Below are 14,764 nucleotides of genomic sequence, written 5' to 3'. Positions count from 1 at the left end.
ATCGTTCATCGCCGGCAAGCCGCCTCCCACAAAAACGTGTTCACTCAGCAGACTACGTGTAGTTTGATAACAGACGGCCTGCATCGTCTGACCATGCTGGTCAGCCAAACACCGTAACCGTCTGACGGCTGATCGCGATCAGCTCACCCTCAGGCGTCCACATCGCGGCAGCGGTGTGCCCGTAGCCGTCACGCGCATGTTCGATCACCGCGCGGTAGCTGCACCATTGCAGGGTATCGAGCACCGGCTGTGGCTGCACGAACTCGATGGTCCAAGTCAGCGAGCTGCCGGGCGCAGGTCTGTTCAGATGCGGTAGCACCGCAGGCGGCCAGGTATCGACCAGCGCCAGAATATGCGCCTCGGTCATCGGCTCCGATTGCGAGGTATCCCTGAAGCGTGCGTAACCGCCAACGGCGGGTGATGGCGTGTTGCTGAACGGCAGACCACCCAGCGCCCAGCGAATCTCCATGAAACGCAGGTACTCCGGCATGATGCCGCTGACAAAGGGCAGCTCGGGGCATGCGTCGACCGGTTTGAGGTCGGGCGCAGCGTCTGCCTTGACCGAGATCATCGACTCCCGTGAAGCACCGAAACTGCCTTGCATCAGCGTCATCACCTGACCGTTCTGCACAGCGCGACCGAGGACCTGACTCACCGCCTTGCCGTGACGCAGGATTTCGACTTCGAACGAGATCGGCACGCCAGGCTCTGCAGGACCGACAAAGGTGATCGCCAGTGAACGCACAGGTCGCCCTTCCGGCACCTGGGCGCGCATGGCCTCGTAGTTCAACGCTGCCATGAGACCGCCGAAGCAGGCCCGGCCCTGAGACCATTCGGCAGGAATGGTGACGGAACCGGGGTTGTCACGCACTGCGGCGATCAGTTCGGAGAAGGTCATGGGCGTTCCTGCGGGATTCGATGTGAGTAGGGATGATGGTACTCATCCCCCTCCTCACTGACATGCTACATATCGGCCATTATTGCGGCCTGAATGACCTGTTTACCGTAGGAAAAGACCTCATAAAGCCAGCGTTCAGAAACAGGCCTTCGCCAGACGTTTCAGCGATGCCTCCGCCTTGCGTTCGGCACGCACGATCCCGATCTGCCAACCGGCAATGCACGGCGCTAGATCAGGTTGTTCGCCGGCCTGCGCGAGCCATTGCAGATGGTCATGCCAGTCACCCAGTTCGCTCTGTGCCGACTTGAGACGCGCCTGCATGTTCTTGGGTTGATGGCTCAGTTCCGGGTACGCCTCGGCGGCGTAACGCACACGCTTGATCAACAGGCGCAGGTCGTGGCGATCATGATCCGGCTCGGCAATCGCCGTGCGCAGTTTGCGCCACTGTTTGTCCATGCGCTTCTCGATGGTCTTGCGCAGACCGCGTAACAGGCCCTGGCGTTGCTGCATGCGCAACATCGTCGGAAACTGGTCGATCAAGGTCAGCAGCCGGGTCAGTTCGCTGGACTTCGCCACACGTGGGCAGGCGCTGCTCAGATGATCGTGACGTTTGCGGGCGGCGTCGCTGAGGCCCTGCTTGTCGAGGAATGCAGCCAGGACCTGCATGTCACGCAACGGCGTGGTCAACTGGCCCACTGCCTTGGCGGCGTCTTCCAATTGCGTAGCACCGGAAAACTCGCGTAGCGGCCTCAGCACACTACGAAGACGGCGCACGGTGGTGCGCAGATCATGCAGCGCTTCACTGTCGGTCGAGACGGCCAGGCGTGCCTGACAGGCAAGCAGTTTGACGTCCAGCGCCAGGACTTCAGCGACCAGATGATCCACCATTGAAGACATGCAATTCCCCCTTGCAAAAAAATTAAGAATGACTGTTTCGGGACGACGAGAATCGCCATGGCAAACGACGACGCAACACTCTAAGACGGCTTCGCAAATGGCTTGCGGAACCCGAATGTCCGGCATAGCGCTGCGCCTGGAACTCGTCGATAAAGGCGCCGATGGCCTCGGCGTGCTGCGGCAGAAACAGCGCGGCACGAGCACCGAACGCCTCGGCACCTTCGCCCGGCATACGACGCAGACCATGGCGAGCGAGCAAGCGTTCAAAGGCATTGAACAATCGCAGCTGTGAATCGCTTTCCCGCTGCCACGGTTTGAACAGCCACAAGGCAACCAGTCCCAGCGAAAGCGCGATCCCGGCGACGAACACCGGTGCCTGGAAACCCGAGAACCAGCGGCTCAGTACCTGCAGTTGCTGCTGGCCCTGATAACCCAGCACCCAGCGTTGCCAGCCGTAATTGAGGTTGTCCCAGCTCAGGCGCATCGCGTTGATCCAGGGCACGTGTCGATAGCGCAAGGCAGACATGGGCGAGTCCTGAAGAAAGTCCTCATCGGCGGCCAGCGCCTGTTCCAGTCCCTGCTCGATGCGCTGAGGCGCGACGGCGGCGGTCGGATCGACACTGCGCCAGCCAACGTCCGGCTGCCAGTATTCGACCCACGCATGCGCGTCGAACTGGCGCACGGTGAGGTACTGGCCCTCTGGATTGAGTTCGCCGCCCTGATACCCCGCCACCACGCGCGCGGGAATCCCGGCTGAACGCAGCACGAAGGTCATCGCCCCGGCGTAGTGGGCGCAAAAGCCCCGGCGGCTCACAAACAGGAATTCGTCAATGCTGTCATTGCCCAGCGAATCGGGCTTGAGGGTGTAGTGAAACGGCTGGTCGGCAAAGTACCTCAGCATGGCCTGCACCCGCTCATCGGGCCTGGCGTAACGACGTCGCAGCTCCTCGGCCCATTGCCTGGCCTGCGGGTTGCCCTTGGCAGGCAGTTGCAGGTCCTGGCGCTGAATCTGCTCGCTGAGCTGCGAGTCGCGCACACTGTCCGGCCACGACGTGACGCTGTACAACAACGACTGCTCGACCGGGCGCCTGCGCTGCAAGCGAAAATCACTCATCTGACGCACATCGGACAGCGGGGTTTCGCCGATGTCCAGACTCGGCAGCCAGGGCCGGCCGCTGGCCTCCATGACGACGCTGTAGGCCACCGGTTCACCGCGCTTCTGCCATTGCGGCACCTGCACAGCCTGGGCGCGTGCCGACTGCGACCAGCGTCGGCCGTCAAACTGTTCCAGTGTCAGACCGCGCCAGTACAACTGCTTGCGCGCAGGTATGGCCCCTTCGAAACTGGCGCGAAACACCAGCGCGGGCGAGCGGCTCAGCTCGGCCATGTCGCCGGGGGCCATGTTGTCGGAAAGCCCGGTGACCCCTCTGTTGCTGGGCTGCGGCAGCGACCAGAGCGGATCCAGACGTGGAAAGAACAGAAACAGCAGAATCATCAGCGGCACCGCTTGCGCCATCAGCTTGAATGCCAGCTTCAGAGTGCCCGAAGGCTTGCTCGCCAGATCCGATTGCTGCAAGCCGATCAGGGCCGCCAGCAGCGCACCGATCGGCAGCAGGCTGAACAGCGCCCACAGCAGGTTATCTTCGAACAGATAGCCAACCGCCACGCAGAAGAAACCGAGAAAGATCAGTACCCTTGCATCGCGGTGCGTATTCATTTCCAGCATCTTCAGCACAAACGCTGCAACCAGCAGCGCCGCGCCTGCATCCAGCCCCACCAGACTGCCACGCGCCAGATAAACCCCTCCGGCCGTGCCAACCAGCAATCCGGACTTGACCCAGGTCCCAGGCAAACGCACACGCATGCGAAACGCCTGGACCCGCCAGAGGCTGCAGCCCAGCCACAGCACCACGATCGAAGCCGGTACGTGCAACGCAAACGGCACCACCACCAGAGCCTGCGCCAGCAGCAGCCAGGTCAGGCTGACCCGGGGAATCGGTTGGCTCACCGCCGTTTTGGTCGTCATGGCCGTTGCCCGTACAAGGCCAGCGCACGCAGGCAGGCTTCCCGATGCGCATCGCCGACGTCGATGCCGGACAAAAAGCCTGGCAGGCGCAACGCAAACGGCTGGCGACGCTCAGAGAGTTCCAGCACCCAGTAGCACAGGCGCGACAGACGTTCTTCGATATTGCCGCCCAACGCCAGAAAATCCAGACACAGCTCATGCCCGCTCAGATCAGTGAACTCCTTGACCAGCAGGCCCTGCCCTCGCGAATAGGCTTTCCAGTGCAGCCGTCCACGATTGTCGCCCGGCTGATAGCTGCGCAACCCCTGATAGTCATCCACGCCTGCGCCCTGAGTCGCGTGGCCGTCATCTTCTGCATGGGGCTGCACGCCATTCAGCAACGGCATGGTGCCCGCCAACGGACGCGGATAGATCAGCGCCGTCTGCTCCAGATCCAGCCAGGTCCAGGCACGAAAGACACCCAGCGGAAACACGCTCTCCACCCGCAGCCGAGGCGCACGCAGCCAGCCTCGACGCTCAGCAGACAGTGTTAACTCGACTTCGGTCAGTCCCTGGGCGCTGACGTCGCCATGTTGCAGACTGTCCGCCTCCCAGCCCAGCCCGAGCGCCTGATGGGCATGGTTTGCGCTTTCAAGGCGCAGACGCAACTGCACGGCCTCGCCGACAAACACCGAGCGGGCCGGTCCGGCACTGAGGATCAGTCCGCTCAGGTTGCGGTAGGTATGCAGAATAGCCAGCACCCCGACCGACAACAGCAGAAAGGTCAGTCCGTAAGCCAGGCTGTTCTGATAGTTGATTGCAACGAGCAGCATCAGGACCAGCACGACCATGAAGGTCACGCCCGTGCGCGTCGGCAGGATGAAGATGCGTCGATGATCGAGCACGATGCGCGACGCCGCAGGAATGCGTCTTGCCAGCCAGCGTTGCCAGAACGGTTTGAGCGGCGGAATCAAAGCACCGGCACCTCACGCAACAGCCATTGCACCAGCGCCCCGCCACCATGACCGGTCGGATCGGTGCGTTCACGCAGGCGATGCCCCACCACCGACGGCAGCACCGACTGCACGTCTTCCGGGATCACATAATCCCGGCCCGTCAGCATGGCCCAGGCCCGCGCCGCCGCCAGAATCGCCAGACTGGCACGCGGCGAAAGGCCGTAAGCGAATTGCGGCTGACTGCGGGTCGCATCCACCAGACGCAGCACATAATCGACCAGCGCATCGCTGGCGCGAACCTGACGCGCCTCGGCCTGCAACTGGCCGAGCATGGCGTGATCGAGTATCGGTTGCAGGCGCGGCAACAGCTCACGGCGCGACTCGCCCAGCAGCAGCGCCTTCTCGGCAGCGCGTGCGGGATAACCCATGGAGATGCGCATCAGAAAGCGGTCCAGTTGCGACTCGGGCAAGGCGAACGTCCCCCCGGAACTGAAGGGGTTCTGGGTGGCAATCACGAAAAACGGATCCGGCAACAGGCGTGTCGCCCCTTCGATGGACACCTGCCCTTCTTCCATAGCTTCCAAAAGCGCGCTCTGGCTCTTGGGCGTGGCGCGGTTGATTTCGTCTGCAAGCACCAGCTCGGCGAAGATCGGCCCCGGATGGAAGGTGAATTGCCCGGTGTCGCGATCGAACACCGAGGTGCCAAGAATGTCACCCGGCAACAGGTCGGACGTGAACTGGATGCGCTGATAGCTCAGGCCCAGAATCTTCGCCAGTGCGTGGCTGAGTGTGGTTTTGCCCATGCCGGGCAAGTCTTCGATCAGCAGATGTCCGCCGCCGATCAGGCAGGTCATCGCCAGACGCACCTGTGCTTCCTTGCCCAACACCACCTCATTGATGGCGCTCAAGCATGCATCGAGTCTTTTGCCCATTGATACGCCTCCCCGGCAACTGCTTTATGGCTGGTCATGCATGACCAAGGATGCCAAACGTATGATCACTTTACGGTTAGCGTAGGCCGTTTCACCAGAGGGGGTAGCGATTTGCTGAAGAGCGAGTAGGGATTTGCTCAGGAGGGGCTGAAACGAGGACGGGCAAGCACACGTGATGTGCCTGCCCGTGGGGAACCATCAACGACCGGCGCGCGACTCACGAATGTAGAAACGGGCCTTTTCGGACTTCTCGGTGCAACCTTCGAATGCTTCGAATTGCTGCTGGGTCTTGGCGCCTGTCAACAGCGAGAGGGCCTTGGAGTAACTGACGGTTCCGGCAAAGCCTTCGGCCTTGGCCAGATCAAGCTCATGCCAGGCCGCATCGATTTGCGTGGCACAGCTGTCCCGATACCCGGTCTTGCCAGCACAACCTGCAAGAACCACGATGAACAATGGCAGACAGATCCAGGCTTTCATGGGGTGTTACCTCAAGTAGAAATAGAATTGTGCGGCTTTGACGGCGATATTGGCTGAAAGTGCCGTCATGCGCGGGCTCAAGGGTAACTGTTTTCGTTTGAGTGCGTGGGTTCACTTCACTCCGCGTGGGCATGCCGCCCGTGACGCTCCGCGTCACAAATGGCACAGATTGCGGACTCAGTGAGCCAAGCGCCCGGCTCAGGTCACCTTTGCGCCCTTACGGCGCGCTACTTTGAGGGACCAAAGTAGCCAAAGTCCTTTGCTCCGGTTCCGGCCCCGGCTTCGCCGGGGTTCCTTCGTCCTGACACTGATTCGGGGGTCGCTGCAAATGGGCCATCCATGGCCCAGTGCAGCTCAATCGGCATCCATGCCGATTGCCCCCCGAATCAGCGCCAGGACTCAGCCTTCACCCACGTCGCGTTCTGCGGTGTTCTTACCATCGCGTTAGAAAAGCGCATCAGTGCTGCTGCCTCTCTGGATAGCCAGGTGACTTGTGTAAAACGATGAGCGCTGGAGTGGGCGTGATTGGTGTGCTTGAGACCTCTGATCGTTACCACGCTCCAGCGTGGTAACGCCTCTCGGGACGCTCCGCGTCCGGCCGTGATGTGGCGCAGAGCGGCACGTTTGCGGGCACTGCGCTTAATCCCTGGCCAGCAACCGGTAACCCACGCCCGCCTCGGTCAGGATGAACCTGGGCGCTGTCGGGTCGTCGCCCAGTTTCTGACGCAGGTGCCCCACCACAATGCGCAGGTAGTGGCTGTCTTCCGTATGGGTCGGGCCCCAGATGTCCTTGAGCAGTTGCTGCTGAGTGATCACACGTCCGGGGTGGCGCGCCAGTTGCGCGAGCACTGCGTACTCCTTGCGGGTCAGTGCGACTTCGTTGCCATCCAGCAGCACTCGGCGATACGCCAGGTCCACCGTCAGCGGGCCGAAGCTCAGTGCGGCGTCGGGTTTTTCAATGCCGGAGGACTGGCGCAACAGTGACCTGACCCTGGCCAGAAACTCCTGAATGCCGAACGGCTTGGTCACGTAATCGTTGGCGCCTGCGTCCAGCGCCTGCACCTTCTGGGCTTCGCTGGCGCGTACCGACAGCACCAGGACCGGCACCGCCGACCATTCGCGAAACTCGCTCAGCACCTGCTGGCCGTCCATGTCCGGCAGGCCCAGGTCGAGCACCAACAGATCGGGTTTGTTCAGTGCCGCCTGAGTCAGACCCTCCGCGCCGGTGGCAGCCTCCAGCACCTTGTAGCCCTGGGACACGAGGCTGATGCGCAGGAATTTGCGGATCTGCGGCTCGTCGTCGATCACCAGTATGGTTGCCGTCTGACTCATCGGTGCGCTGCCGTTTCAATACAGTAAGTGAACACAAGCGTAACCCGGGATCGACTCAAGCCTGCTCCTCCGTTTCAGCATCGGGCTGAGCCTGCAACGGCAGGAACAGGGTAATGCGCGTACCCAGACCGTCAATGCCTTCGCCGACGCTCAAACGGCCGCCATGCGCACCGACCATGCCCTGACAGATTGCGAGACCAAGGCCCGTGCCCTGCCCGCCCCGGTCGCCGCGTGCGGCGGTGTAGAACATGTCGAAAATCTTCGCGCGCTCCTCTTCGGGAATACCCGGCCCTTCATCGCTGACCGAGAAAAACAGTTCGCTGTCGATAACGCCCGCCGCCACTTGCAGACGTCCTTCCGGCGGCGAAAATCGTGCAGCGTTTTCCAGCACGTTGACCAGGGCCTGCTCGATCAGCGCCGCATGCACGTAAAGCAGCGGCAACACTTCGGCGACCTGGGTACTGACCTGCAACGGCGTCATCACGGCACGCAGACGATTGAGCGCGCTGCCGACGATGTCGGCGGGCGAGACCCAGTCGCGGGCCAGTTTCAAAGCGCCGTGACCGAGCCGGGTCATGTCCAGCAGGTTCTGGATATAACGATCCAGACGTTCGGCTTCGTCGCGCGTGCCCTCAAGCAGTTCACGACGATCCTCCAGCGGAATGGCCTCGCCCAGCGCCAGCAGACTGTCGATGCTGCCGCGCATGGACGTCAGTGGCGTGCGCAGGTCATGGGAGACGGACGCCAGCAAGGCGCTGCGCAATTGCTCGGTTTCACCGTGCAGGCGAGCCGCTTCCAGCTCTTCGGCCAACTGCGCACGTGCGAGGGCTTGGGCCAAGGGTTGAGTCAGCGCCGCCAGCAGACGCCGATGCTGCGCCGTGAACGACTGACCCTTGCGGGCCGTGACCCCGAGCAGCGCCAACGGCCCCTCTTCGGCGGTGATCGGCCACCACCACCATTGCCCTGACGGCAAGGTGCCGGTGCCGCTGCCCGCAGGCTGCTCATGCTGCCAGGCCCAGTCGGCTGCAGCGCGCTCGGCCTCGGTAAAGGTCAGTGGCCCGCCGGTCTCGACCGTCCAGCCGCCCTGCTTGTCGCGATCCAGCAGACAAAGCTTCAATTCCTTCCAGCCACTGAAATGCTGTTCAGCGGCATGAAACACGGCCTTGCTGTCGGCGGCGGCGGTCATCTTGCGTGACAGGTCCAGCAACTCGCTGGTCTGTTCCTGAGTGTCGCGCAACGCCTGCAACTGCCGACGCTGACGTGCCGCCAGCTTGCCGGTGAGCGCCGACATCAGCAGGAAAAACATCAGGGTCAACACGTCTTCGTCGCGCTGGATGCTCAGCGAGAAACTGGGCGGGATGAACAGAAAGTCGTAGGCCAGAAACGACAGTCCGGCACAGGCCAGCGCCGGCCCCATGCTGCTGCGAACCGCCACCAGCAGCACGGCCGCGAGAAAGATCAGAGAGATGTTGGGCAACGCCAGCACGCCCGAAACGCCCCACGCCACCAGACTGGCCAGCACCGTTGCGATCAGCGCCAGCCCGTAGTCGAACCACACCACATCGCGAAGCGGCCGGGCGCGGGGCGGCTGGTCGGGTTGCTGCTCGCTGTCGTCGAGCACACAGACTTCCAGCCCGTGTCCTTCGCGCAGCAGACGTGCGGCCACACCGCCGCCGAAAATACGCCGGTGCCAGTGTCGATGCGACTGGCCGACCAGCACCACATTGGCACGACGCTCCACCGCATGCTGAATCAGGGTTCGGGCCACCTCTCCCGCGCGTAGGGACACCACTTCGCCGCCCAGTCGCTCGGCCAATTGCTGGGCACCTTGCAGACGCGCCCGGGACTGTTCGTCCAGCGTCTGCCCGTCGTCGACATGCACGGCGCTCCACGGCAGGTGACGGCGCTGGGCGACTCGGCTGGCATGACGTACAAGGCGCTCGGCCTGAGTATCGCCGTCAATACCCACCAACAACCGCCCGCGCACTGCCGGAGCGGCCTGCCCCAATTGCCGATAACCCTGCGCCAGATCGTTGTCGACCTGGGTGGCCGCAGTCTGCATGGCCAGTTCGCGCAGAGCACTCAGGTTGGTCGGGGTGAAGAAGGCGTCGATGGCCGCGCGTGCCTGTTCCGGAACATAGACCTTGCCCTCGCGCAACCGCTCCAGCAGCTCGCGGGGCGGCAGGTCGATCAGGATAAGATCGAAGGCTTCCTGCAACACCCAGTCGGGCAGCGTTTCGCGGACCTGCACGCCGGTGATGCCGCGCACTTGATCGTTGAGGCTTTCCAGGTGCTGAACGTTGACCGTGGTGTAGACGTCGATGCCCGCAGCCAGCAACTCCTGAATGTCCTGCCAGCGCTTGGCGTGACGACTGCCGGGCGCATTGCTGTGCGCCAGTTCATCGACCAGTACCAGACTCGGCGCGGCCTTGAGCAAGGCGTCCAGGTCCATTTCTTCCAGCGTCATGCCACGGTATTCGCTGCGCAACAGCGGCTGCTGCGGCAGGCCGTTGAGCAGAGCTTCGGTCTCCGCACGCCCGTGGGTTTCCACGACACCCGCCATGACGTTCACGCCCTGACGCAGCTGTTTGTGAGCGGCCTGCAGCATGGCGTAGGTCTTGCCCACGCCCGGCGCCGCGCCCAGAAAAACCTTCAGCCGCCCTCGGCCGTCGCGGGGCAATTGAGCCAGTAATGCGTCTGCTCGACCGGAATCACTCACGTTGGGTATCACTCTCTTTCGGTGTGGCCTGGGCGCCGTTGAACATCATGGCGGCCGGAAGAACGCCTTTTCTGAAACAGCGTTGTCTCGCATCGAACACCGGACTGTGGGCGTTATCGCGAAACAGCGCTTTGTCAGCGAATGTTACAGCTGCGCGTTGCGTTGTGCAGACGTTATCTGATTCAGGCTCATATTCAAGGTCAATACGTTGACCACTGGCGGGCCGATCAGTGGACGCCGGGTGTTGGCTTCGATCAGCGTCTGAATCCTTTCCAGCGGCAATTTCCGTGCATTGGCCACACGTGCGGCCTGCCAGTCCGCCGCTTCAGGCGACAGGTGAGGATCAAGCCCGCTGCCGGACGTAGTCAGCAAGGCCAGCGGCACCGGGCCCTGACCGGGAACAGCCAGTTTTGCGGCGTCTTCGGTAACACGTGTCGCCAGTGCCGGGTTGCTCGGTGCAAAGTTGCTGGCACCGCTGGCAACCGTTGCGAAAGCACCGGCCGAAGGACGCGGCTGGAACCACTCATCACCAGTAAACGCTTGGGCGATCAGCTCGGAACCGCGCACCTTGCCCTCGTTGTCATACAGCAGGCTGCCATTGGCCTGCGCCGGGAACGCCACTTGCGCCACACCGGTCACCACCAGCGGATAGGCCACGCCGGTGATCAGACTCATCAACACAATCAGGCTCAGGGCCGGACGCACTACATTCGACATTTCTTCATCCTCAATCAGGTGAAGCTGCGCGCCGACCGGCGCGCAGCTCAGTCATCCACTCAAACCAGGCCAAACGCGACCAGCAGCATGTCGATCAGCTTGATCCCCACGAACGGCACGAAGATGCCGCCCACGCCGTAGATCAGCAGGTTGCGACGCAGCAGGTGCGCAGCGCTGGCGGCCTGCACCCGCACGCCACGCAGGGCCAGCGGAATCAGCACCACGATGATCAACGCGTTGAAGATGATCGCCGACAGAATCGCGCTCTGCGGGCTGGCCAGTCGCATGACGTTGAGCACGCCCAGTTGCGGGTAGATCGCAGCGAACAATGCGGGCAGCACAGCGAAGTACTTGGCCACGTCGTTGGCGATGGAGAACGTGGTCAGCGCGCCGCGGGTCACCAGCAACTGCTTGCCGATGTGCACCACGTCCAGCAGCTTGGTGGGGTCGCTGTCCAGGTCGACCATGTTGGCCGCCTCACGGGCCGCCTGAGTACCATCGTTCATGGCCATGCCGACGTCAGCCTGCGCCAGTGCCGGGGCGTCGTTGGCACCGTCGCCGCACATGGCGACCAGACGACCTTCGCCCTGTTCCTGACGAATCCGTTCCAGTTTCTTCTCGGGGGTGGCTTCGGCCAGCACGTCATCCACACCCGCCTCTGCTGCAATCGCCGCCGCAGTGAGCGGGTTGTCGCCGGTCACCATCACGGTGCGGATGCCTAGCTTGCGCAGCTCTTCGAAACGCTCACGGATGCCAGGCTTCACCACGTCCTTGAGGTGAATCGCGCCCAGCAGACGGCCATTGGCGCAGACCAGCAGCGGCGTACCACCGGTCTTGGCGATCTTGTCGACTTCACGTGCCAGCGGTGCAGGCAGGTCGCTGCGTTGCAGGTTGATGAACGCCAACAGCGAATCCACCGCGCCCTTGCGATACACATGGCCCTGATAGTCCACGCCAGACAGTCGCGTGTCGGCGCTGAACGGCACGGCGGTCACCGAGCTCAGCGTCGGCTCGTTCATCGGGTGCAGATTGCGCAGGAATTCGACGATGGATTTGCCTTCGGCGGTTTCATCGGCCAGCGAAGCGAGCAAGGCGCCCTCGCCCAACTCTTTGGGGGTCACACCGGGGGCTGCGTAGACGGCGGCGCAACGACGGTTGCCGAAGGTGATGGTGCCCGTCTTGTCGAGCAGCAATACGTGCACGTCACCCGCCGCTTCCACGGCGCGACCGGACTTGGCGATCACGTTGAGGCGCACCAGTCGGTCCATACCGGCGATACCGATGGCCGACAGCAGGCCGCCAATCGTGGTCGGAATCAGCGTCACCAGCAGTGCCACCAGAAACACCAGCGGCAGGCTGCCACCGGCAAAGTGAGCGAACGGCTGCAGGGTGATCACCACCAGCAGGAAGATAAGCGTCAGGCCGATCAGCAGGATATCCAGCGCCACTTCGTTGGGCGTCTTCTGACGCTTGGCACCTTCCACCAGCGCGATCATGCGGTCTAGCGTCGACTCGCCGGGGTTGGCACTGATGCGCACCAGCAGCCAGTCGGAGACCAGACGCGTGTTGCCGGTCACGGCGGAGCGATCGCCGCCGGACTCTCGGATCACGGGGGCGGACTCACCGGTAATCGCTGCCTCGTTGACCGCCGCAATGCCTTCGATGACCTCGCCGTCACCGGGAATCATCTCCCCGGCTTCGACGCGTACCACATCGCCCTTGCGCAGTTCGCTGGCATTAATGGTGCGCAGGCTGCCGTTCTCGTCACGGATACGGGCTTTCAGCCCTTCGCTGCCCGCCTTGAGACTGTCGGCCCGCGCCTTGCCACGACCTTCGGCCAGCGCTTCGGCGAAGTTGGCGAACAACACGGTGAACCACAGCCACAGCGCAATCTGCAACGCGACCGAGGTCGACACCTGTGGATCGGGAATGAAGCACAGCACGGTGGTCAGGATGGCGGTCAGTTCCACCACCAGCATCACCGGCGAACGCTTGAGCAAACGCGGGTCCAGCTTGACGAAGGCTTGCACCAGTGCCGGACGCCACAGGGCCGACATACCGGTTTTGGCAGAAGTCTGAGCGGTTTGGGATTCGGCCTGTCTGGCAGAAGAAATAGGCATATTCATGTTCGGTTCCTCAGAAACCCAGGCTCAAGTGTTCGGCAATCGGACCCAGTGCCAGCGTCGGCAAAAAGGTCAGCCCGCCGACCAGCAGAATGGTCACCGTCAGCAATGTCACGAACAGCAGGCCATGGGTCGGGAAGCTGTCCTGACCCTGCGGTATGCTCTTTTTCATCGCCAGGCTGCCCGCAAGGGCCAGGACCGGCAGGATGTAGCCGAAACGGCCGATGAAGATCGCCAGACTGAGCATCAGGTTATGGAAAACGGTGTTGGCACTGAAACCGCCGAACGCCGAGCCGTTGTTGGCAGTGGCCGAGGTGTAGGCGTAAAGCAACTGGCTGAAGCCATGCGGACCGGGGTTGCTGATCGCACCCGCAGGACCGGGAATACTCGCGGCGATGGCGCCCAGTACCAGCACGCCGACCGGCATTACCAGCAGCGTCGCGACCAGCAGCCGCACTTCCTGAGCCTGCAGTTTCTTGCCCAGATACTCTGGCGTGCGACCGATCATCAGGCCTGCCAGAAACACGGCGATCAGCACGTTCAGCAGCATGCCGTTGAGGCCGACACCAACGCCGCCGAAGATCACCTCACCGACCATCATGTTGACCAGCGCCACCATGCCCGTCAGCGGGTTGAGGCTGTCATGCATGCCATTGACCGAGCCGTTGGAAGCCGCGGTCGTGGCCACCGACCAGAGCACGGTGCCGGTGGTGCCGAAACGGGTTTCCTTGCCTTCCAGCGGTGCGGTCTGTTCGACGCCTGCCAGATTCAGCATCGGGTTAGGCTGGTACTCGGCCCACAGTGACACTGCACCGCCAATCAGCAGCAACGCCAGCATGCAACCGAGAATCGCGCGGCTCTGGCGCATGTCCTTGACGTAATGCCCGAAGGTGAACACCAGTGCCGCCGGGATCAGCAGGATCGAGACCAGCTCGAACAGGTTGCTCCAGGCCGTCGGGTTCTCGAACGGATGCGCCGAGTTGACGCCGAAGAAGCCGCCGCCGTTGGTGCCCAGTTGTTTGATTGCAATCTGGCTCGCGGCTGGCCCCATCGGCAGGCTCTGATCGGTGCCTTGCAGGGTCAGCGCATCGATGTAATGGGCGAAGCTTTGCGGCACGCCCTGCCAGACCAGAAACACGGCCAGCACGATGCTGATCGGCAGAAGGCCGTACAGTGTGGCGCGAGTCATGTCGGCCCAGAAATTACCCAGGCTGTTGGAAGAACGACGGCTGATGCCTCGGCACAAGGCAACCAGCACGGCGAGGCCGGTGGCGGCGCTGACGAAATTCTGCACGGTCAGGCCGACCATCTGGCTCAGGTAGCTGAGCGACGCTTCGCCGCTGTAGGCCTGCCAGTTGGTGTTGGTAATGAAACTCATCGTGGTGTTGAACGCCAGTGACCACTCCATGCCGGGCAACTGCTGCGGGTTGAGCGGTAGCACGCCCTGCAACAACAGGATCGCAAACAACAGGACAAAGCCCGCCAGATTGAAGGCCAGCAAGGCCCAGGCGTACTGTTTCCAGGACTGTTCCACCCGTGGATCAACGCCGGATATCCGGTAGCAGGCCCGCTCAACGGGTCCCAGCACAGGCGTCAGCCAGGTACGCTCGCCTTCCATCACTCGGTAGTAAAAACGCCCAAGCCAGGGTGCCGGCAACAGCAGCAGCACCAGAAAGGCCAGGATCAACAGATAGTCATAACTGTGCAT

The 14,764-nt window shown here is 62.7% G+C and carries 11 protein-coding genes; all 11 read right to left on the bottom strand.

The window, feature by feature from the left end:
• Window positions 1-100: 100 nt before the first annotated feature.
• A complete protein-coding gene (locus CFBP1590_RS10345; protein ID WP_029243935.1) occupies window positions 101-898 on the bottom strand; it encodes an acyl-CoA thioesterase in 798 nt (265 codons plus the stop codon).
• 135 nt (window positions 899-1,033) lie between these two features.
• Window positions 1,034-1,795 (bottom strand): CHAD domain-containing protein, encoded by a 762-nt coding sequence (locus tag CFBP1590_RS10340; RefSeq protein ID WP_029243934.1) that lies wholly within the window; start codon window positions 1,793-1,795, stop codon window positions 1,034-1,036.
• A 22-nt stretch (window positions 1,796-1,817) separates the two neighbouring features.
• Window positions 1,818-3,821 (bottom strand): transglutaminase TgpA family protein, encoded by a 2,004-nt coding sequence (locus tag CFBP1590_RS10335; protein WP_088234969.1) that lies wholly within the window; start codon window positions 3,819-3,821, stop codon window positions 1,818-1,820.
• Window positions 3,818-4,774 carry a DUF58 domain-containing protein gene (locus tag CFBP1590_RS10330; RefSeq protein ID WP_088234968.1) on the bottom strand — a complete coding sequence of 319 codons (957 nt, stop codon included), beginning with the start codon at window positions 4,772-4,774 and terminating at the stop codon, window positions 3,818-3,820. The genes CFBP1590_RS10335 and CFBP1590_RS10330 overlap by 4 nt, the downstream gene beginning before the upstream one ends.
• Complete coding sequence (locus CFBP1590_RS10325; RefSeq protein ID WP_004887712.1) at window positions 4,771-5,688, bottom strand: AAA family ATPase; 918 nt, start codon at window positions 5,686-5,688, stop codon at window positions 4,771-4,773. The genes CFBP1590_RS10330 and CFBP1590_RS10325 overlap by 4 nt, the downstream gene beginning before the upstream one ends.
• A 198-nt stretch (window positions 5,689-5,886) precedes the next feature.
• A complete protein-coding gene (locus CFBP1590_RS10320) occupies window positions 5,887-6,165 on the bottom strand; it encodes a hypothetical protein (protein WP_004887711.1) in 279 nt (92 codons plus the stop codon).
• 639 nt (window positions 6,166-6,804) lie between these two features.
• Entirely contained in the window at window positions 6,805-7,497 is a 693-nt protein-coding gene (locus CFBP1590_RS10315) for a response regulator (RefSeq protein WP_058433045.1), read from the bottom strand.
• A gap of 55 nt (window positions 7,498-7,552) precedes the next feature.
• Window positions 7,553-10,216 (bottom strand): DUF4118 domain-containing protein, encoded by a 2,664-nt coding sequence (locus CFBP1590_RS10310; RefSeq protein WP_088234967.1) that lies wholly within the window; start codon window positions 10,214-10,216, stop codon window positions 7,553-7,555.
• 144 nt (window positions 10,217-10,360) lie between these two features.
• Window positions 10,361-10,933 carry a potassium-transporting ATPase subunit KdpC gene (kdpC, locus tag CFBP1590_RS10305; RefSeq protein ID WP_029243929.1) on the bottom strand — a complete coding sequence of 191 codons (573 nt, stop codon included), beginning with the start codon at window positions 10,931-10,933 and terminating at the stop codon, window positions 10,361-10,363.
• Between the two features lie 59 nt (window positions 10,934-10,992).
• The gene (gene kdpB / locus CFBP1590_RS10300) at window positions 10,993-13,053 is read right to left on the bottom strand and encodes a potassium-transporting ATPase subunit KdpB (protein ID WP_371321597.1); all 2,061 of its coding nucleotides are present in this window, start codon (window positions 13,051-13,053) and stop codon (window positions 10,993-10,995) included.
• Between the two features lie 16 nt (window positions 13,054-13,069).
• Entirely contained in the window at window positions 13,070-14,764 is a 1,695-nt protein-coding gene (gene kdpA, locus CFBP1590_RS10295; RefSeq protein WP_058433041.1) for a potassium-transporting ATPase subunit KdpA, read from the bottom strand.

It is taken from the genome of Pseudomonas viridiflava (assembly GCF_900184295.1).
GTDB classification, from domain to species: domain Bacteria; phylum Pseudomonadota; class Gammaproteobacteria; order Pseudomonadales; family Pseudomonadaceae; genus Aquipseudomonas; species Aquipseudomonas viridiflava.
The sequence above is the reverse complement of the archived record's forward strand: the minus strand, read 5'-3'. Positions and strand labels throughout refer to the sequence as shown.

What these genes read in the sequence shown, in the direction of transcription:
- CFBP1590_RS10345 (WP_029243935.1), bottom strand. Translation starts at nt 898, where the DNA reads ATGACCTTCTCCGAACTGATCGCCGCAGTGCGTGACAACCCCGGTTCC.
- CFBP1590_RS10340 (WP_029243934.1), bottom strand. Translation starts at nt 1,795, where the DNA reads ATGTCTTCAATGGTGGATCATCTGGTCGCTGAAGTCCTGGCGCTGGAC.
- CFBP1590_RS10335 (WP_088234969.1), bottom strand. Translation starts at nt 3,821, where the DNA reads ATGACGACCAAAACGGCGGTGAGCCAACCGATTCCCCGGGTCAGCCTG.
- CFBP1590_RS10325 (WP_004887712.1), bottom strand. Translation starts at nt 5,688, where the DNA reads ATGGGCAAAAGACTCGATGCATGCTTGAGCGCCATCAATGAGGTGGTG.
- CFBP1590_RS10320 (WP_004887711.1), bottom strand. Translation starts at nt 6,165, where the DNA reads ATGAAAGCCTGGATCTGTCTGCCATTGTTCATCGTGGTTCTTGCAGGT.
- CFBP1590_RS10315 (WP_058433045.1), bottom strand. Translation starts at nt 7,497, where the DNA reads ATGAGTCAGACGGCAACCATACTGGTGATCGACGACGAGCCGCAGATC.
- kdpC (WP_029243929.1), bottom strand. Translation starts at nt 10,933, where the DNA reads ATGTCGAATGTAGTGCGTCCGGCCCTGAGCCTGATTGTGTTGATGAGT.
- kdpB (WP_371321597.1), bottom strand. Translation starts at nt 13,053, where the DNA reads ATGCCTATTTCTTCTGCCAGACAGGCCGAATCCCAAACCGCTCAGACT.
- kdpA (WP_058433041.1), bottom strand. Translation starts at nt 14,764, where the DNA reads ATGCACAGTTATGACTATCTGTTGATCCTGGCCTTTCTGGTGCTGCTG.